Source organism: Alteromonas sp. C1M14, from assembly GCF_018860965.1.
In the GTDB taxonomy this organism is placed as follows: Bacteria; Pseudomonadota; Gammaproteobacteria; order Enterobacterales; family Alteromonadaceae; genus Alteromonas.
In genome coordinates, this window is the sequence record NZ_JAHKQF010000015.1 from 323,550 (window position 1) to 344,378 (window position 20,829).

Sequence of the window (20,829 nt, forward strand, 5' to 3'; positions counted from 1 at the left end):
ACTAGGCGCTGACAATATGGAAAATCGTAAGCGAGTAAGAGGCGTAAAAGCTTCACGTCAAAAATTAGAAGCGGCAATGATTAGCAAAGGCTTTACCTCCCAGATCCAACTGGCTAGGCACATTGCGGAATTAGAAAACCTGCCCCGGCCGCCAAAAGATCTCGTCAACAAAGTATTTCGTGAGCAACCCGTTGCCTTTAGCAACCTCACCCGCATTGCCATGGGTCTTGAGGTAGAAACCCACACCTTGATAATGGCTGGGGATGATCCTTCGCTCATCGGGAAAATAAAAAACACGAGGTTAAACCCTACAGAAAATTCACCGTCATGGGCTCACGTTACCCTTAGCTGGATGATGGTGCCCATACCGGTAGTTATTTTAGTGGGCCATTTACTCTGGCTAGCTCCCCAAGCGCCTAATAACGCCTCTGCGAATGAGCCATTGGCGAATCTTACCGGTTCACCTAAGGGCAACACCACTACGGGCAAAACTGACATCACCGCATACGCGTCGGTGCCACAGGACTTCAGCTTTAACCCTGTCAGCAGTATCAAGGCATGCGCAGATAAACTCACCGCAGTAACCTCCCCTTCTTTTAGTCTTATCCATCGAAGTCAAAACACGATGACTGTGTATGAAAACCTAGGGAATGACGTCTATTTTTGCCTCACCTCTAAACGCTAATTATCAACACACTAACCCCATCAAAAAGGGTATTGTGCAACTTGCATCAATACCCTTTTATGTGTCCATCACTAATGGTTCATAGCCTATTTAGAAATCCGGATATAACACCGCCTTCACAGCGTTACCACCACCTAACGCAAGAATGGCAATTTCCGCAGAATCATCCAGCAACACCACCTGATCGCCATCGTTGATAATAAGATCACTGTTGATTAGTTCGTAGTCTTCCACACCCAGTTCTTTGTGCAAATACACATAGCTTCTTAAAATTGGGTAGCCATCATTATCGTAATACCAAACCGGATGTGTATCATCCTGAACCAGTTGTATCCCCGTGTTGTTGGTAAAGGCAAAACGGATCCCTGGCGTACCATTCACATACAACCATTCCATATAATTCGGCGTTAATGTGGTATACAGCGTGCCTTCGGAGACAAGGTTGTACTCCGCCTCCAATGATACGGCGATTTCCGCCACCTCTGGAAGCAGTAACTCATCACTGTCACTTACCACGTACTGCAACAGTGTTAAATGTGCGATGGTGGTTCCACTTGGTGGTAAACAGGATAGGCCGGGAAGGCTAAAATCGTTAAAACTGGTAAAGTTATAGCTGTAGCTCGTATCGCTAAAGCTATAGGTCACCATTTCCGATTTTACTAACTCACTGCCGTCGGCTTTTAGCATCTGCCAATCATCAATGTCTGAAAGACAAAGTTCATAGGCACTGGTATTGGTGATGGTAAACGCCCCCTGAACAATGGATTCAAATAAAGGGTTACCACTTTCATCGGTATAATCAATGCCCTTATCTACGGTACGAGAATAGATCTTTACTTGGCTGTCGATGGACAAACTGCCGCTGGCGGCGCCGTCGCCGGTTGCCACTATGGTGGCCGTTAACGGCTTGGTGAATTTATGACTTTCAACGCTTAATAGCCCTACGCAATTTCCGTCATCGGTGGTATAGGCTAAACCACCGTCTGACAGCGCCGTTGCGGTAGTGGCAAGATTAGTGGCACAAAAAGTAGTGTCAGTAGGCGCTTCAGATCCTACCCAGCCTGTGGTATCCACATACTCATCACCATCAACCCAAGGTACAGATCCGCTAACAAAAATAGATTCATTGTCGTCTTCCCAAATAAATTCAGCATTATCAAAGGTGATAAGTTGGGACTCAATATCGATGGCGATGTCACAATTAACGGTGCATTCAAAATTGTACTCCGTACCTGCAACCACAGAGATGATGGAAGCGCCGGTAATGTTAGTACCATCGGCAAAAGCAGCAACCATGGCAAAGCCGTTATTCGGCGATGACGTTAAGCCACTTAATGTTTCTACCGAATCCACATCTTCACCGCCTACCAGTAGCACAGATTCATCCACACCGGTAAATTCTGTATAACCCACCGCAATATCGCGGATCGCCAGATAATCCCAAATACTGCTAAGGGTACCGTCGTTACCTGTAACACTTAAACTCGTTAATGCCACGATATCATCGCCACCGGTGCCGGTGTCATCATCACCACCTGTGCCGGTGTCATCATCACCACCAGTGCCGGTGTCGTCATCACCACCAGTACCTGAGTCATCATCGCCACCGGTGCCGGTGTCATCATCACCACCTGTGCCGGTGTCGTCATCAGTCCCCAAGGTCTCATCTAGGTGCGCCAAGGCCGCTTCAACAGAGACCATGTGTTCGTAACTGTATTCTAAATGGGTAGCAAGAAGTTCAAGGGCGGTGGTAAGGTCGCTGTCAGCGGCGAACTCGTCACTTGAAACATCAAAAATAAGGGCGAGATCTTCAGCGGCCACCAGCATAGCGTCGCTAATGAGGATGCCGTTGGTTGGATCGCCATCGATATCGAGGGTTTGTAAGAACTGGGCAATATTGGTTACCACATCGGGGGAGACAGCGTCAGAAGTGGCAAATGAATACGGCGAAATAACCTCACCGCCCGGCACCTCGCCAAGTTCGATCCCGCCAATAGAAAAGGTGATGCTTTCCCCTTCATGGTAGTAAAATGTGCCCTTTTCGTCAGTGACTCCCGACAGGGTGTCGGTTTTGTACGCTAGCCCTTCTACCGCACTATCTAAAAATACGCCTTCAAGTAAATTGGCTTCAGATTCACTATCACTACTACCACAAGCCGTTATGGCTAACATTGCCGTAGCCATAAGGGGAACACGCCACACCTTATCGCCATTGAATACTATTTTCATGACATCTCTCCCTAAACATTAATACGTTCTCATTGCACAAGATTCACTATGCAGGGTTAAAGATGGTGAAAATTTAATCAATAACTATTTCGTCATTAAAACCTTAACTGTCACTAAGTAGCGTTAAGTGTCGATAACGTATAGCGTGTTGTCCTTGCTAGGGGTGACTACTTCGCCCAACGGTTAATAGCGACTTTTTGCTCAGGGCGGTTGTTCAGGGGCGCTTCACTTCCAGCATTGACCGCAAAGTATCAACCGGCAGGGCTTTTACCGGTCCCTGATGACCATTGGCGTCGGTAGCCATTAATAAGCTGTTATAAATGGCTTCTTCCGTTGCTTCATTTACCGCTTGAAACAATGGCGACATAGCATTGTTTGCCACTAGGTGCTGGTTCGTGGGCGGTGCATCGGCAAATCGTCTAACCTCATCGGCTGATGAAAAAGCAATAACATAATCGCCAGAACCATTGGTTAAACTGGCACCAGTTCGCGCCACCCCAGCCATGGCCCGTTTCGCTAACCGATGTAAATTACGGTGGGATAAGGGGGCATCGGTTGCCACCACAATCATAATACTGCCATCGGCCGCCGTATCCTCGTTAAGGGCACCTTTAAGGTAATATTGACCTAAGGCTTCCCCCACTTTTATGCCATCCATGGTTAAAATACCGCCAAAGTTACTTTGTACCAGTACCCCCACCGTATAACCGCCTAAATGGGCGGGTAACACTCTACTACTGGTGCCTATGCCTCCCTTCCAACCAAAGGCGCGGGTTCCTGTGCCCGCTCCCACATTGCCTTCTTTAACCGGCCCGCCGCTGGCTTGTTCAATGGCTTGAATAACCTGTGCCTGGGTAACGAATCGGGCGCGAATATCGTTTAGATAGCCATCGTTGGTTTCCCCCACCACCGCGTTCACAGAGCGCACATCTTCATTCCCTTTTTGTTCCAAGGTCCAGGCTACGACCCCGGCGATGCCTTCTGCCACATTTAAGGTATTGGTCAGGACAATGGGGGTTTCTATTTCTCCGAGCTCTTGCACCTGGCTAATACCTGCCATTTTTCCATAGCCGTTACCGACGTATACAGCGGCGGGAACTTTGTTTTGTCGCAGGTTGCCTGATGCGGGAATAACGGCTGTCACGCCGGTATTTTTATCCTTATTGTTGCTTAAGGTAATCTGTCCAACCTTTACTGCCCTTACATCAGTAATGGCGTTAAGTGGCCCAGGGGTGAGAACGCCGGGGGCGATCCCTAAATCTCGGGCTCGGACCTGTTCAGCATGAGCTGGAATATTCAGTGACAAGAGTAAAAAGACAAAGGTAATAAAACGCATAGTGCACAGCCCTTTTTTGATAGCTAGGTGGTCAAATTGCTTATTACAGTGTCACACGGGAATGAGGGAATATCAAAAGCAGGGCTAGGTTACAGTGCAGACTCTTAGTTAGCATTAAGATCCGTTATCCCCTCAAATTAACGTCGTAATTTAGGTTTTCCTCGACGCCAAAATTGCGCCCCTTCGTAGGGTAATTCGGGTTCCACCGTGAAGGTTTTATCCGCAATCAACTCCTCACCCAAGGTTAGTGTCATGCGCCAATCCCCTACTTTGTTGTCCAGCGGTTCCCACAGGGTATCGCCCAAGTAAAAATCCCAGTCGTTTGAATTGACGTACTCTTCGCCGTCGAAGGGGGGCATTGGCTCACCGCGCTTATCAGGAATATCGGGGTGATAGATACAGTAATACACCTTCTGGTTTTTCGCCCGTTTAATATTGACGATAAAACCGAATTCAATATCAAGTTCTAGGGGGACGTTTAAGGTGAATTCCTTTACTTTGGGCAGCGCTTTTTCTTTCGCGTCCCACGTTGAATGAATGCCGTAGGTGACTATCTCGACAATCGGTTTGCGCTTTGCCATGAATATTATCCAAGATGTGGTTCATGTTGTATTTTTCACACACCTTACCGAAAACAGATAGTCTTTGGTACTTGTTGCGCGGCGAATTTCCCCTTTATGTTTGTTCCACCACGAATAGGCAAGGGTTCGAATAATGGCCTTTTTATCACTGGCACTACTGGTGGTCCAAAACTCACTGTAATCCCCCTGGGTGATATACCAGCCATGCCATTTAACCCCCGCTGGACGAGCAGAAAACCCGTATCGATTAATTTGAGAAGGCGTAAAGTGAGCAAATAAACCATCGGATTGCGCCTCTTTTAATTGCACGCCTAAATTGAGAGCACCACCACGCCAACCGCTGTTGTTTACCTCATATTCAGGCATACCTATGGCACGCTCTAATGATTTCCAATCATCGTCAGAGGCAACGCGCCAGCCTACCGGGCAAAGGTTTCTTTCATCTGCCGCGTCATACCAGTTGTATAACCGGCCATATTTTAACAAATTGGTGTCATCATCTTTGGGAATAGCGCCGGACCTCACCGCCGAGCCATCTTGAAATCGGGTGCTTCTTAGGTTTTCTGCCAGCCAAATCTGATCGCCAATCGTAACGGTGCGATAAACATTGCCTTCCACATCTTGCACCGTTTCTTGCCGTATATTTAGTTCTTGATCCATATTTTGCGCTAAGGTTGTCGCGGCTACAACCATACTTGCTCCAATGGTTAAACTCAGTGCTTTCATAAAAATGGTCCGCATCACAAGGATGCGTATTACTTTAACGCTCTAGCCATTACCGTTATAGGCGATATGCTCTTAAAAACATGCCTATTTGTATTTAATTGCCCGTTTTAGAGCGAGTGCATATGCTCAAATAACTCTTCACCATGACGCCATTGTTTTGGCGATTGCCCATACATGCGTTTAAACTCTCGGCTAAATTGGGAGGAACTGACATAACCCACTGACATGGCGGCTTCACTGACGTTCATGCCTGCAGCAATTTTCATGGCAGCATTGTTCAGGCGCATAGACTTCATAAACTGAATAGGCGACATTCTGGTGGCTTGCTTAAATTTGCGATGGAATACCGCTCGGCTCATGCCAACCAAAGAAGCCAATTCATCAATAGTGATATTTTTATCTAAGTTTTCCGATAAATAGTCGATTGAGCGGGCGATCTCATTGCCGATACCAAATGCCCTTCTTGCAGACACACCGGCATCCCCTTTTAATACGGCGTAATACAACTCCCGTAATCGACTTTCGCCTAAAATAGCGATGTCCATGGGGCTATCCAGTTGCAGCAACCGAAGCAAGGCATCAGAAAAAGCCTCGTCCCAATTGGCCAACGCAAGCCCTTGTGGTTGCGCGGTGCTTTTAGGAAGCTTGATAGCGCCAGACGCACTTTCCATGGCGATGGCAAGCTCTGTCATCACTTTGGTATTCAGTGAAATATAAACGCCCAGTAATGGACTTTCTGGTGAAGCTTCTGGCGTGCCGGCCTCTACCGGCATAGAAACCGTGCAACACAGGTAGTGGCGATTATCGTAGTGGTATCGCTTCCCCTCCAAAATCGCCTCTTTTCGGCCATTTAAAATAACAATCACCGCCGGTTCATAGACCGCCGGTGCACACGGGATCCCGTGGGTAACTCTAAATAAACTCACACCTTCAACGCCGCTTTCAACCATGCCATCGTCGGTAAGGCGGTTAGCCACCAAGTGCTTTATTTGCTGCTTTATCATTTCCACAAAAATCTCACAAAGATACAAATAGGCATGTTTTAGAGATTATTTAGCCTATTTGAATCACCAAATGATAGTTATAGTACATTCCAGATAACGCTACGCTTTCCCGAAGTGTCAAGCAAATTAAATTTTTTAAGCGTGCCACGCGCAACGCCCCAACAAAGGTACTTATCATGACCACACAACCATTTGGCAAAAAGGGCTGGACACCCACACAAATCGGCTCACTTGCGAATAAAACCTACGTGATCACAGGTGCAAATAGCGGTGCAGGCTTTGAAGCTTCTCATCTTTTACTGAGTAAAGGCGCTAAAGTTGTTATGTTGAACCGTAACCCTAGTAAATCGGCCATCGCCATAGAAAAATTAAAAACATTGTTGGGGCAACACATTGACGTAAGATACATACAACTTGATTTGGCACAGCTAGATTCGGTACGCCGCGCAGCCAAAGAACTGCTTGCAACAACCCCCAATATTGATGCGCTAATCTGTAATGGCGCAATCGCACAAGTGGCAAACCAAGAGATCACCGTTGATGGTTTTGAAAGTCAGCTGGGGGTAAACCACTTTGGCCACTTTTTGCTGTGTGGTCTGTTATTCCAACGCATAGAAGATTCCTCGGGGCGCATCGTTATCGTGGGTAGCAACGCGTACAAAATGGGGCTCAAACGGATCAAATTTGAAGATCTTAACTTTGATCAAAAATATACCGCCTGGAATGCCTATGCTCAAAGCAAGCTGGCGCAAATGATGTTTGGCTACGAACTACAACGCCGTATCAAGGCGGCAAACATACAGGTAGAGGTACAGGTTTGTCATCCGGGCGCTTCCCGCACTAACCTGCTCATGGATACGGCTAGTACTTTCAACAAAGTGTTGTGGTCGGTGATGTCACGGTTTATTGCCCAATCGGCAGAAAAAGGCGCATGGCCAGAAGTGATGTGCGCAACCCAGGACAACCTAAAACCCACTACCCTTTACGGGCCCACCAAACGGGCAAATACCGTAGGCCCAGTAGGGGAAAATACACTCGTCCCCATTGCCCTCGATGAAGAAATGGCCGCTCAACTTTGGGCAATATCACTGGAAAAAACGTCATTAAACTGGCCCCTCTAGTTGAGGGCGAAACGGCCATCATTACCGCGGAAGCCGCCGTTCAGTCGTGGCTTCAACGCAACTGGCGCCACATAACCATGTTAGTGTTTCTTATTTTGGTGGTATCAGACAGTCTTGGTTGGCTACCCAATGATTTCGCGCCACAGGCATGGACACTACTTCAAATTGGCTTAGAGGGTTAGGTTGCAGGCCGTTCTGCTGAAAAAACGACCCAACAATACCTAAAAAGCCCGCCCGGCAGAGAATAGATCTGACACTGTGGCCAAGGGTAAGCACCGTCAGGTCAATAGCGTTATTTACCACTTTGCTTATTGCTCCGTAAAGCATGACGTTGGCAGAAGCCCCGTTTATCGGGCTAGCTGCTGTTGCTCCGCGTTTTTGTTTCATACATCTGGCTTGCAATAAAAAACAAAACGGCCATTTGTAATTGGTCTAGGTATGCCTCTTGAGAAAGCGTTGTAACAAAAGAATACAACGCTTGGCAAAGAAACAAACCGCCGGCGATCTTAAAGCCAATGCCACTGAGTTTTTTCATTGGCGACGTTCCTTTGTAAAACAATAGTTTTCGATGCGCTACAAATAGTGGTTCATACTCGTTCGACCATAAGTTCGATATATATGGTCATGGGCATTGGCTACTTCTCCAAAAAATGCCCCTAAATCGAAGAAAAGCGCAGCTCCACAAATCATATCGATCTGTTCACTTGATAGCTCAGTTGGTTTTTTTACAGTTGATTGCTTCATATTTTTGTTCCTATCTTCTAGTTGATTGATACCCTTGATAAAAGTCGTATACTGCATCTAATATCGCAATACCCACTGCTACATGGCCCCACGTCCCACCTGAGACGTGCTTTAATGTCTGTTGATTCAATTCTTCAATCATGGGCAAAACCCTCCTCGTTTATAAATAAAGGCCTTAGTGCCATATACAAACTAGCAGCCCTGTTATTAATTGATACGGATCTCAAAGACAGTTTTTCACCGCCGGTATTCAGGTATACATATCGCTTGTTTGTTCCATAAAAAAAGCCACTCATAACCGAGTGGCTTTTTGTTCGCATTTTATCCGAGAAAATCAGGTACGTTAATATTGCCCAAAGCGCTTGGTGAAATTCAAACTGACCATGCGCGGAGCCCCTTCAATGTAGGTAGCAAAACCGAAGGAACTGCCGGTATTTCCCGCATCCATAATGTATTCATTATCAAGCAAGTTAGTGGCGGCCAGGGTGAGTTCCCAGTTATCATCCATTGCGCTAACACCTAACTGCAAATTCACCAGAGCCACCGCAGCTTCTTCGTATTGATTCTCGATATCGAAGTAAACTGACGAACGATAGGTATAACTTCCCGAACTAAAAAACGTTAATTCATTGCCCATGTCGGTGCGATAAATATACCCTAAGGCTCCAGAGGTTTTCGGTTGTAAGCGAAACTGATTACCCGCGTATTCGCCATTTTCTTCATCGTCATCAATGCCTGCGTCCATAATGGCAATATTGGCCAGAATTCTTAACTCGTCTGTTATATTCCATGAAACCTCACCTTCAAAGCCGAGGTTACTGGCCGAACCGGCATTAACGGTTTCTGATAACCCGGTTTCCCCGTCATACACAGAAACCTGGAAGTTTTTATAATCTTGCAAGAACACGGCAGCGGAATAGGTTAATGCACCACCGTGACTGCGGCCTTTTAACCCTGTTTCATAATTACTGATTTCTTCTGCGGGTACCAGATTTAACGCCCCAGCATCAATATCAACAATTTGCGAACGCTGCCCTTTAGAGAAGGTCGCATAAACATTGATAGCATCATTAACGGTGTACAGCGCATTTAATCGAGGTAGCAATACACTGTCATCGGCATCGGCTGCATAGGTGATACCGTTGCTGGCGGTAGAGGTAAAAAACAGGGTGGAATCATAGCCGACCAGCGATGAAATCAAGGTGGTCGATGGCATGTCAGAAAATTCCGTGGTTTCCCGTGATTCTTTAACATAACGAAGACCGGCGGTTAACTCGAACTTAGGCGTGATCGCGTATGAGGCATCGGCAAAGACGCTAACACTGGTGTTGTTAGCCGTATTACGTGTATAAATACCCTCATTGACCAGTTCAGAAAATGCCCCCTCTGTAAGCAGTGCACTCGTACCCGTATTGCAGCTTTCAATACCGTAAGAGGCCAATAACCCCATACAACTGACCACCACACCTTCTTCCCCAATAAACGGAACCGATTGGGTCGCATCTTCAGTAAAATAGCTAGTACCTATAAAACCATTAAGCTTATCGCCGGTGAAATTTAAGCGCAGCTCTTGGGAGGTTTGATCACCTGTGGCATTCTCAGCAAAGCTAAGGAATTCGTATTCGGTACCGTCGGCATCGAAGGTTTCTAACGAATCGTAATCTCGGTATGCGCCAATGTAGGTGAGGCTGTAGCGAGGGGATAAATCCCAATTTACGGTAAGGTTAATGTCATCCACCTCTCGCTCAATGCCGATATCATTCATGCCCAGCACGGTTGAATCCGGCACACTAAAGGCGCCATCGTCAGTAAATAGCACATCTTCAGACGCAAAGGCGGTGCCCGGATCGCTCGCTTCATCATGGTTGTAGATAATATCCACCGTGAGATCGTCATTAGGCGTAAAACGTAAACTTGCGCGATAAGCTTGACGGTCATAGCCGTTTAAATCATTTTCACCTTCTGCGTTATTTTTCACGTAGCCATCTCGGGCTTTTTTAACAAACGCAAACCGCCCCTGCACCGTTTCGCTACCACCGGTTACCATGCCCTGCACTTCGTACATGTCATAATTACCAGCAGATACTTTAAGGTACCCATTCAACTCTTGCTCAGGTTTTGCGGTAACAAAACTTATTGCACCTATGGAGGCTGCCGTACCGAAAAGTGTGGCTTGGGGCCCTTTAACCACTTCAATGCGTTCCATGTCATAGGTTTCAAAATACGACCCTCGAGACCGAGACACATCGGTACCATTCAAATACACCGAAACCCGCGCCGAAGCGCTGGCAGAACCATCGTCTGAAGTAATGCCGCGAATCACATAACCATTGTTGTTGATACTTTGCTGCTGAACCACCAGACCGGGAACAAAATCTGATAGTTTATCAAACTGATCGATGCCTAAATCTTCTAAGGTATTGGAATCGAAGGCACTCATTGTCATCGGCACATCTTGAATCGATTGCACTCGTTTTTGTGCAGTAACCGTGATGCTTTCCATATCTTGGTTATTTTCTTGTTGTGCCTGCACTGAAAATACAGATAGCACCATCAATGCCAAAGGCGACAGTGTGAATAAACGTTTGGTATTCATAACTTCTATTGTTCTCGGTAATAATTAAAGGTGTAGGGCAAGGCAAGAACAATAAAGCCGGTGGTGTTTTATCACCTTGATAATATTGCTTGCCGCCTATGCTCCAGATGTTTTTAGTTACGCTGGGATCTGAATACCACGACAAGGTAACGTTAATTTGTGACAACTATGTGTAAGCTGTATGACATTGATTGAACTAGTATTTTTAACCTATTCTAAGTTGAATATTTAGGGTTTGTTGTGCTTTTTTAAAACTCAACTGCATCATATCCCTTAATCGATGCAGCTTAACGTGGTGTTATAAAAGTGCCATCTCAGTGTCATAGAGTTTGGTTATATCTTGGGTTTTCATTTACCAAAAGATTATCCTTTATGGACAGACGTTCTTTTATCAAATTAAGCACTTTTGCCGGAGCCAGCGTTGCCATTTCAACCGGTATTGCCGGATGTGTTTCTACCCAAACACCACAAGATAACGCTACCTTTACTCATGGAGTGGCCAGTGGCGACCCCTTGCACAATAGCGTTATTCTGTGGACACGGGCAGTACCAGAAAATAGCGCAGTAAGCGCTCACATTTTATGGGAAATTGCCACCACAAAAGACTTCAATACCCTAGTTGCTAGTGGTGTTGTCAAAGCAGAACAGACCCGTGATTTTACGGTAAAAGTTGACGTAACCGGTTTATTGCCGGCCACTCGTTATTACTACCGTTTTCGAAGCGCGAATAGCACCAGCGTAATAGGTACTACCCTCACCTTACCGAAAGACAAGGTTGATCAGGTCACCTTCGGTGTATTTTCCTGCTCTAATTATCCCGCGGGCTTTTTTACTCCCTATGGGGATGCCGCAGCGCAAAATGAGATGGATTTTGTCTTGCACTTAGGTGATTACATTTATGAGTACGGCGGTAACGGCTATGCAACCGAACATGCCGAAGAACTGGGTAGAACCTTTGAAAAAGATAACGATACCGAGTTGTACACGTTAAAAGACTACCGAAATCGTTACGCCATCTATCGCACTGACCAAGGCCTGTTAGACCTGCACCAAGCGAAACCCTTTATTGTGGTATGGGATGATCACGAGGTTGCCAATGACACCTACAAAGACGGGGCGCAAAACCACCAGCCCGATGAAGGGGATTTTTATGCACGCAGAGCCGCGGCGGTACAAGCCTATTATGAATGGTTACCAATTCGTCCCACCTTTGGCGAGAGCCGCTTAGAAATATACCGTCAGTTCTCCTTTGGCAATTTGGTCGACCTTTATATGCTGGATACCCGAATACTAGCCCGGGATAAGCAATTAAATTATGACGATTTCCGCGATCCTGATACCAAGGAATTTGATTTACAGGGCTTCACGACTGCCATTAGCGATCCAGAACGCGGTTTACTCGGCAATGCCCAACGCACCTGGCTTAATACGGCCATGAAAGAAAGTACTGCTAAATGGCAGCTATTAGGTCAGCAGCTGTTAATTGGGCGCATGACCTTTCCTGCCTCCATTTTTAACGGAGTACCTTTTGAAGATATTCCAGCTCACGTGCACTCGCTAGCCACCGCTAAGCGCAAGCAGCTTGCTGGCGAGACAATTTCAGAACAAGAAGCGCAGCTGTTAGCCACAACCATGCCCTACAATTTAGATGCTTGGGATGGCTATCCTGTTGAACGAGAACAGTTACTCACTGCCGTTCAAAAGTTAAACAAACCAGTGATTGCGCTGGCCGGCGACACCCACAATGCATGGCACAACCGACTTACGTTACAAGATGGTACTGTGGTAGCCACCGAGCTAGGTACCGCAAGCGTCTCGTCACCCGGCATGGAGCATTATCTAAAAATGGATGAGGCAACAGCAAAAGAAATGGCCGATGATCTACCTGTGCTTATTGACGATTTGCAATACTGCAACCTGCATCAACGGGGCTATTTAACCGTTTCTTTCACCCAAACGCAGGCGGTGGCAACATGGCGCTTTGTGGATTCTATTCAATCTACCTTAGCCGGGCCAATCCACACCCATGAGTTTGTAATAAAAAGCTAAGCGCTAAATTATAAATCCCGTTTTCGCAATGACAGAAAGCGGGATGTTCAACCCTTCTCAGTGGTTTTATGCCCGCCCCTCGCACCATAAAATGACCCAATAACACCACTTTTCAACTACCCTTGAATTGCCCTATTCACACGTTACGTTATGCTGTTGCTTAAAACACCGCACTAAAGACACGTTTTCACCGTTAAAATATAAACATTCCTCTATTTTAGTTGCTGACAAATAGGAAAAAACCTATTAGCTTACTAGACATGATTTTTATGGACCTTTCCAGCATTATTGTTATGCTAACAACGCTTTGCCCTGTACAGTGTCGGCAGTGAAAAACCCAGTCATACGGCAGCGCGCTTTCGGTGCGTTATCGACTAATAACAAAGATTGTCAACGGCATGCGGCTAAAAGGGGATGTAATGCAACTGGCTATTCAACATGATATTGCGGCAATTCAAGCCATTGAAGCAGTACCTCATATCATGAATATTCTGTCGGAAGTGACAGGCTTACGCTTTATTTGTGTTGCAAGAGTAACTGAAGATAACTGGACCATGTGCTCGGTACTCGACAAGGTCAATTTTAATTTACAGCCTGGTGATGAGCTAGAAATTCAAACCACCTTTTGTAGTCAGGTTCGCCAATCGGCAAAGGCCATCGTAATAGAAGCCGCCTCTGAAGATAGCCAGTATAAAAGTAGCCCAATTCCTATTATGTATGGGTTTGAAAGCTATTTTTCTTACCCTATCTACAAAGCTGATGGCACATTTTTTGGCACCTTATGTGGCCTAGATCCCGTACCTGCTAGGTTAAAATCGGCAAAGATAGACAGTCAAATTTCATCATTTGCTGAACTTATTTCCCGCCAATTAGCAGTAAACGACGAACTGAATTCAACAAAAACGGCACTGTACGATGAGCAATCAGCGGCACAGTTACGAGAACAATACATTGCCATATTAGGCCATGATATTCGCACGCCTTTATCGTCACTCAAAATGGGCGTGGATTTTCTCACTGACACCCTGCCAGATGCGACCTCTCAACAGGTGCTTAAGCGTATGGACAACAGTGTAAATAAAATGAAGCGTCTGATAAACGATGTGATGGATTTTACCCATGGCAAAATGGGCAAAGGTATTACACTAAATACTCGGCACTCACCGAACCTTCAGTCTGTGCTAGTGCACGCCGTCAACGAACTAACCGCGTTGTATCCAGAACGTCTCATTGACACCCATATTCAGATTACTGAAACCCTCAATTGCGATCCTGAGCGTCTCGGGCAGTTATTATCCAACTTGCTCATTAATGCCATAGTGCATGGTGATAGCACCCAACCCATTGAGGTAAATGCGGCAAGTGACAATGGTATGTTGACGCTAAGTGTTGCCAATGGCGGCGCCCCTATACCCGAAACGACCCAAACGAAGCTGTTTGAACCGTTTTGGCGAGATACCCATAAACAGCATGCTGGCGGGCTAGGATTAGGGCTTTTTATCGCGTCTCAAATCGCTCAAGCTCATCGAGGGGAATTATCTGTACTATCCAACCACCAAGTAACCGTTTTTACTTTTTCTGCTAACTTAAGTCGTTAGCGATACCGTGGTTAACAACCTTGTACTTAGCACCCCCAAACTAACGCGCTATCGAGCCAAAACTTAGCCCCACTGATATCAGGTGACTTTTTACTCCTTTAGCCAGATCAAGTATAATAATCAGCTAATTTAAGGTGTAAATATATGTCGATTAACCTGCGTAAACTCAGCCGCAATTACCACTTATGGCTTTCTTTGGTCATTTTTATCCCAGTTGTTATTGTCATTGGCAGCGGCCTTTTGTTGCAGGTAAAAAAAGAATTCGATTGGATACAGCCTCCCACGCAAAAAACCGATAGCCACACGCCAACCATAAGCTTCGAACAGATTATTGCTGCGGTGCAAACGGTACCTAATGCCAACCTACGAAGTTGGGCCGATATCGACCGTTTAGACGTTAGGCCGAACAAGGGCGTGATAAAAGTACGTGGTAAAAATCATTGGGAAATACAGTTAAACGCCCAAAATGCTAAGGTGCTACAAGTCGCCTATCGTCGTACCGATACCATAGAGTCCATTCATGATGGCAGCTGGTTTTTTGAAAGCGCAAAACTGTGGTTATTCTTGCCTGCCGCAGTCTTGCTATTTGTACTTTGGTTAACGGGCTTAGTGATGTTGTACACCACATTAAAAAGCAAATATCTAAAGCGCTATTACCGTCTACAACAAAAAGGTTAACGCCAGCTGTAGGCTTTTCCCTTGGGCAAAGGCCGCCTTTTCATCCGCACTAACGTAATATTGCTGATTGGTCAGATTTCGCCAACTTGCTTGCAGCGCAGTGCGGGGGGTCATCTCCCAACGTGCGCCAATATCTAATGTCACAACCGTATCAAGGGCTTTCTCACCTTCACCAATATCCTGCTTACTTGCCCGATACGCCACGGTAGAAAATACCCGTATTTCGTGCATGTGATATCCAACCAGTAATCGGTGATTGTCAGCAGGGATATCCGCAATGGTAGCGCCGGTGTTATCTTCACCATTAATCCAGGCTCCGCTTAACTGTGCATACCAGCGCCCTTGGGCATGCTGCTCTTCTACAGCAGCGGATTGTTGCCAATGCAGCTGATAACTCACGCCGCCGATGGTTGCGCGGTCTAAATTTCGATAAACCTCAATATCTTCGGTGACGCTAGCTCGCTCGATATAGTGATTGATATGTTGCTGGAAAACCGCTATCGAGGCGGAAATATCATCACGCTCATAAGCCAGCCCAGCCTGTAAATTTAGCGCTTGCTCGGTATCTAAACGCATGTCGCCAAGCACCGTCCCCCGAGGCGTTTCCCCTGAAAAATAGCGCTCTGTTAATGATGGGTTTCGAAAAGCACTCGATAAATAGATGCTTGCAGCCCAGTGCTGGGAAAGTTGATGACTGGTACCAACAAAAGCACTCATATTGGTATTGGTGACAGCATCGGTTTGGTTCTCTTGTCGCTGCCAATCGAGCCTGCCGCCAAGGGCGACTGAAGTGGCACCAAAAGTACGAGATGCATCTACCAGCCCGGCCACATTATGTTCGCTAGCATCCAAGGTACGCACGGCCCAAGCTAATTCAGGCACAAGAGTGAATTCCCTTTCGTCAATGATCACCCCCGTTCTGCCCATCATTTGCATTTGCCAATTCACATGCCAGCCATGTAGGGGCGCCGAGCTGCCGATGTCAAAACCGTAGTCGAGAGCCTGACTGTCACTTTCGTTAATACGTTCTTGTGGCCGCAAAATATGGGTATCTAACGTAGATCGGTGCCACCATGCATTACCTTGCATTTGCAAAAGGGCAAACTCAACCTTACCAAGCCAATGGGTGTTTTTAGGATAAGTGGTTATTCTATCTGTAGGGTAATCGCTACTGGATTTGCCGATGTCTTGGTTGTCTGAATATAAGGTCCATGCTTCCTTAATAACCGTACTGTCGAACCGATGACGAACAAACAAGGCGGTTTGCTCAAATTTATCGAATAAGGTATTACCTTGGGCATCAGAACCGTTGTTCCCATGACGATAGGACACGCTCCAGTCGGTATGGCCAGCATGATCAGCGTAACTGTAATCTTGCGCCTGCTGATTACTACTCCACCCTATTTGCAGGTTAGGTTCAATGCTATAGGGCAACTGTAAATTTACCGCGCCGCCTATAGCGCCGGATCCTAAATAAGTAGACGCTGCCCCCGGTATCACACTTACACTTTGAATAAACGACGGCGGTACGAAACCCACATTAGCGCCAGCTCTGCGATCGCTGACAATGGGCACGCCATCAAGTAATGATTGAATGCGCCAGCGTGAAAAACCGCGAATATTGATATTCTGGATTGCTCCGCCTTGTCCGTTTAAGTTAACCGACGGCGACTGTAACAAGATGTCATTGATGTGAGAGGTACCAGCAAGATTGTTCTTATCGTAATGATATTGAGGAAAAATACTGTCTAAGGTTTGATCATAATAAGGGCGCTCTGCGGTTACTGTGAACCGTTCTACCTCTTCGGCCTTGGTAACGAATACAGGTATCAGCCCCCATAGGGCAATGGTTGTTAATCTCGGTAATGAAGTACAATAAAGCGAATACGACAAGCTTTTCATTTGATATTGCTACGGTAGTCAGGACAAAAATAGAAGAGAATGTTTAAAAAAAGTGCGGCAGAAAACTTCTGCCGCACTTATTGTTACTAACAAAAGTTAGTCGGCAACAACGGGAATTCCCGTGGTCCAAGGACCGCCTTCATTCACCACCGCTTGTTGTAGCGCAGGTACCGTCGTTTCTTGCAGCATTTTAATACGTGCAGTTACTTGACCTAACGCATCTTCAGCATAACCAAGTTGGTCTTTATGCTGCTGCGTGGGACCATAAGATGAATTTAAAGCCGATCGTGCATAGCGTAAGCGACTCATAATATTGGCAGGTTTAATGCCTTTACGATCCCGAGATGCTAAGCCATTAAATGCTTTGTTTATGTCGTTAATTTCACCTTGTAAAGTGGCAAACTGACTTTCTAGCTCGGCAACGTTACTTGGTGTACGATCAATGGCTAAACGAAGCAAGGCCATGGTGTCTTTCACCTGCTTCAACACGGCAGTTGAAGACATGGCACGCTTTTGTACCTCAGTTAATGCGTTACCATAGGCAACAATTTCTTGGGCTGACGCCCCTTCAAGAGCACCTTCGTAAATAGACGCCAGTTCAAAATTGACCGGCTCGGCTAATTGACTAACCTTGGCACCTTCGCGCTTAAACAAGGTCGCACTGTAAGTACCCGGTAACGCCATTAGGCCGTTATTTTTGCTATCAATACTGGTGAGGGTTGTGGTGTTTGAATACTTCATATCCCACGTAATACGATGAATGCCTTTTTTCGTGCTTCCTGCTACGCGATTAACCACATCGCCGGCGCTATCACGAATTTCCAAATAAACCGCAGGTTGCAGTTCTTGATTCTCAGCTTCGATGGCTTCCCAGCTTGGATACTTAGGATACTTTTCATCTTCAATTAGCTTTTTATCTGCCTGTTGACGTTTTTCCTTCGCCGTTAGCAAACTGTCTTTGAGGTAATAAGTTAAGGTCGCACCATGTGCCGGATTCTCAGCAATAAAGCGGTCATCACCATCGGTGTCAGTGTGTTTGGTGTCTAACTGGAACCATTTAACCGGGCGACTAGGGGCAAACAATAACGCGTCTTGCTCCATTGTTTTCTCGGTTAACGCACGAAGTGGCGCATAATCATCCAAGATATAAATGCCACGGCCAAAGGTGCCCGCTACCAAATCGTTCTCGCGACGCTGAATTTTTACGTCACGGGTAGAAATCGTTGGCATGCCGCCATCTAATTCAACCCAGTTTTTACCGCCATTTACCGTAAAGAACACACCAAACTCAGTACCAATAAACATCAGGTCCTTGTTTACGTGGTCTTGTACAATACGCCACACAAGGTGTTTTGCGGGCAGATCATCGGCCAGCGACGTCCACTTTTTACCTAGGTTGGTCGATTTAATTAAGTACGGCTTATAGTCACCATATTTATGGTTATCTAGAGCCACATAAACCGTATTAGGATCGTATAAATCCGCACGAATGTCGTTAACATACGCGGTGGCAGGAATGCCTCTAACGTCGTCTAACTCAATTTTCTTCCACGACTTACCGCCGTCGGTAGTTACCTGAATTAAGCCATCGTCGGTGCCCGCCCACAAAATATTTTCATCCACCGGGCTTTCAGAGAAGTTAGCAATGGTGTGAAATTCGGTCATGGCGTACAAATCCCATCCCGCTTCCACTGACCAAGTTCTGCCCATCATCGGCATGTGCATGCGGTTCTCATTTTTGGTGAGATCCCCCGACACGGCTGTCCAGCTATCACCGCGATCATCCGAGCGCCATACACGCTGAGAAGCAAAATAAATACGCGCCGGATCGTGGCTAGAAACGTTTATGGGAGCATCCCAGTTATAGCGCTCAGCAGGATCGCCCGGAAGCGGTTGAGGCTTAATATACACCCCTTCTTTGGTTTTCATGTCAACCCGGGTAAGGTTACCTTGCTGCCACTGCGAATACATAATATCCGGGTTACCTGGTTCTACCGCTGGCCCATGTCCATCAGCACCAAGGGTTAGGTACCAATCTTTATTTTTAATCCCTTCTTTACGGTTAGTCCGTGAAGGCCCGCCTTGGGTAGAGTTATCTTGTGCCCCAGCATAAATGGTGTAGAAGGGCTTAGAATCATCAGGTGCCACCTTGTAGAACTGGGTTAACGGCAGGTTCGCCATAAAACGCCAGTTGGCCATTCTGTCGTGAGACATGTAAATACCACCGTCGGATCCCATCAGCACAAAATCAGGATCCGTTGGATGAAACGCCATCGCGTGGTCGTCAACGTGCTTATGTTTAGTGTTAATGGGCGTCCAAGTTTTGCCCCCATCATCAGACACTTTGCTGTAGTTACTGGCAATATAAACACGGTCGAATTGATGTTGATCGGCAAAAATTTCTTGGTAGTAATGGGGGCCAGTACCGGCTCCTATTTCATCAGAAACCTTGGTCCAGCTTGCGCCTTGGTTGGCAGAACGATAAAAGCCACCTTTGCGATTGTCGGTTTCGATAGTGGCGTACAGCACATCGGGGTTGATAGGCGAAATGGCCATACCAATTTTACCCATGTTGCCTTCAGGAAGACCGGTTTTAAGCTCTGTCCAGGTTTCACCACCGTCATCAGAAGTATGAATTCCTGCGCCTTCGTTTGTTCCCACATACAAGGCGATGGTGCGTTGACGGGCCCAGGTGGCAGCGTAAAGTTTATCTGGGTTGCGAGGGTCGATAAGCAAAGAGGTAACGCCTGTCCACTCATCAAAGGGTTTCAATACTTGCTTCCAGGTTTCGCCGCCATCGGTGGTTTTATACAAGCCACGTTCGCCGCCGCCTGTCCACAATGGCCCTTGGGCTGAGACCCACACAATGTCAGGATTGGTAGGATGAATAATGATATCTGAAACGTGCTCAGACTTCTCTAACCCCATATTCTTCCATGTTTGACCGCCATCTACTGATTTATAGACGCCATCGCCAAAACTAATATGTCGGCCACCGTTGTTCTCTCCGGTGCCAACCCAAACAATATTCGAGTTACTTGGCGCAATGGTGACATCACCAATAGAGTACACCGCTTGTTTATCGAAAATAGGGGTCCAGGTATTGCCTGCGTTAGTGGTTTTCCAAACGCCACCAGAGCCCACGGCGGTATACCAGGTTGAAGGATTATTTTGGTCAATAGCAATATCTGCTATGCGTCCAGACATATACGCAGGACCAATATTTCTAAGCTCCATGGCTTTGAAAGTTGAACTGTTAAAAAGTGTGTTTCCGTCGTCAGATTTTGCTGATAAAACAGTAGAGCATGAGAGTGCAAGAGATACAGCTGCTGCAGCTTTAAGAAGCTTGATCATTATTATTACCCATGGGTTAATTGTTATATTATCACGTTACAATCGTGATTTATTAGAAGTACTAACAAAGCTTTAAGGAATCAATGAACACACGACCAATTACCGAATAACACCGTTCAATAATCGACGAGCCTAGTGATTTCATCGCGACTTAAAACCTTACCTAACCTAACAGAAATTAGTAAACCAAGGGTATCACTATGTGCTTTTGGTCCATCACCAAACA

16 protein-coding genes are annotated in these 20,829 nt (G+C 46.3%); 5 read left to right on the top strand and 11 right to left on the bottom strand.

The genetic code is table 11. The annotated features are described in order from the left end of the window. Window positions 1-16 precede the first annotated feature (16 nt). On the top strand, window positions 17-685 hold the full coding sequence (locus KO501_RS13880) for a hypothetical protein (RefSeq protein WP_216030266.1): 669 nt from the start codon (window positions 17-19) through the stop codon (window positions 683-685). A 90-nt stretch (window positions 686-775) separates the two neighbouring features. Here the strand turns inward: KO501_RS13880 and KO501_RS13885 are convergent, their stop codons facing one another. The 5 genes from KO501_RS13885 to KO501_RS13905 form a co-directional block, all read right to left on the bottom strand. Beyond that, window positions 776-2,914, bottom strand: coding sequence for a hypothetical protein (locus tag KO501_RS13885; RefSeq protein ID WP_216030267.1), 2,139 nt, complete (start codon window positions 2,912-2,914; stop codon window positions 776-778). 214 nt (window positions 2,915-3,128) lie between these two features. After that, the gene (locus tag KO501_RS13890) at window positions 3,129-4,250 is read right to left on the bottom strand and encodes a P1 family peptidase (RefSeq protein ID WP_216030268.1); all 1,122 of its coding nucleotides are present in this window, start codon (window positions 4,248-4,250) and stop codon (window positions 3,129-3,131) included. A 137-nt stretch (window positions 4,251-4,387) separates the two neighbouring features. Continuing rightward, window positions 4,388-4,831 (bottom strand): DUF3859 domain-containing protein, encoded by a 444-nt coding sequence (locus KO501_RS13895; protein ID WP_216030269.1) that lies wholly within the window; start codon window positions 4,829-4,831, stop codon window positions 4,388-4,390. A 21-nt stretch (window positions 4,832-4,852) separates the two neighbouring features. Next, on the bottom strand, window positions 4,853-5,491 hold the full coding sequence (locus tag KO501_RS13900) for a fibrobacter succinogenes major paralogous domain-containing protein (protein WP_252728475.1): 639 nt from the start codon (window positions 5,489-5,491) through the stop codon (window positions 4,853-4,855). A 173-nt stretch (window positions 5,492-5,664) separates the two neighbouring features. Beyond that, window positions 5,665-6,561: an AraC family transcriptional regulator gene (locus KO501_RS13905; protein WP_216030633.1), complete on the bottom strand. Its 897-nt coding sequence runs from the start codon at window positions 6,559-6,561 to the stop codon at window positions 5,665-5,667. A gap of 176 nt (window positions 6,562-6,737) precedes the next feature. Between KO501_RS13905 and KO501_RS13910 the strand changes: the two genes are divergently transcribed. Then, entirely contained in the window at window positions 6,738-7,682 is a 945-nt protein-coding gene (locus KO501_RS13910; RefSeq protein ID WP_216030270.1) for an SDR family oxidoreductase, read from the top strand. Window positions 7,683-7,772: 90 nt separating this feature from the next. Here the strand turns inward: KO501_RS13910 and KO501_RS13915 are convergent, their stop codons facing one another. From KO501_RS13915 to KO501_RS13930, 4 genes are all read right to left on the bottom strand, one after another. After that, window positions 7,773-8,069, bottom strand: coding sequence for a hypothetical protein (locus KO501_RS13915; RefSeq protein WP_216030271.1), 297 nt, complete (start codon window positions 8,067-8,069; stop codon window positions 7,773-7,775). After that, the gene (locus tag KO501_RS13920; RefSeq protein WP_216030272.1) at window positions 8,038-8,217 is read right to left on the bottom strand and encodes a hypothetical protein; all 180 of its coding nucleotides are present in this window, start codon (window positions 8,215-8,217) and stop codon (window positions 8,038-8,040) included. The genes KO501_RS13915 and KO501_RS13920 overlap by 32 nt, the downstream gene beginning before the upstream one ends. A 38-nt stretch (window positions 8,218-8,255) precedes the next feature. Continuing rightward, window positions 8,256-8,426 (bottom strand): hypothetical protein, encoded by a 171-nt coding sequence (locus KO501_RS13925; protein WP_216030273.1) that lies wholly within the window; start codon window positions 8,424-8,426, stop codon window positions 8,256-8,258. Between the two features lie 343 nt (window positions 8,427-8,769). Further along, on the bottom strand, window positions 8,770-11,022 hold the full coding sequence (locus KO501_RS13930; protein WP_252728421.1) for a TonB-dependent receptor: 2,253 nt from the start codon (window positions 11,020-11,022) through the stop codon (window positions 8,770-8,772). A gap of 372 nt (window positions 11,023-11,394) precedes the next feature. Between KO501_RS13930 and KO501_RS13935 the strand changes: the two genes are divergently transcribed. From KO501_RS13935 to KO501_RS13945, 3 genes are all read left to right on the top strand, one after another. Beyond that, window positions 11,395-13,071 (top strand): alkaline phosphatase D family protein, encoded by a 1,677-nt coding sequence (locus tag KO501_RS13935; RefSeq protein ID WP_216030274.1) that lies wholly within the window; start codon window positions 11,395-11,397, stop codon window positions 13,069-13,071. 419 nt (window positions 13,072-13,490) lie between these two features. Next, a complete protein-coding gene (locus KO501_RS13940; RefSeq protein ID WP_216030275.1) occupies window positions 13,491-14,669 on the top strand; it encodes a HAMP domain-containing sensor histidine kinase in 1,179 nt (392 codons plus the stop codon). A gap of 144 nt (window positions 14,670-14,813) precedes the next feature. Then, a complete protein-coding gene (locus KO501_RS13945; RefSeq protein ID WP_216030276.1) occupies window positions 14,814-15,347 on the top strand; it encodes a PepSY domain-containing protein in 534 nt (177 codons plus the stop codon). On the opposite strand, the gene KO501_RS13950 is transcribed toward KO501_RS13945, so the two are convergent. After that, the gene (locus tag KO501_RS13950; RefSeq protein ID WP_216030277.1) at window positions 15,330-17,249 is read right to left on the bottom strand and encodes a TonB-dependent receptor; all 1,920 of its coding nucleotides are present in this window, start codon (window positions 17,247-17,249) and stop codon (window positions 15,330-15,332) included. The genes KO501_RS13945 and KO501_RS13950 overlap by 18 nt on opposite strands. 96 nt (window positions 17,250-17,345) lie before the next feature. After that, window positions 17,346-20,603 (bottom strand): glycosyl hydrolase, encoded by a 3,258-nt coding sequence (locus KO501_RS13955; protein WP_216030278.1) that lies wholly within the window; start codon window positions 20,601-20,603, stop codon window positions 17,346-17,348. Window positions 20,604-20,829 lie beyond the last annotated feature (226 nt).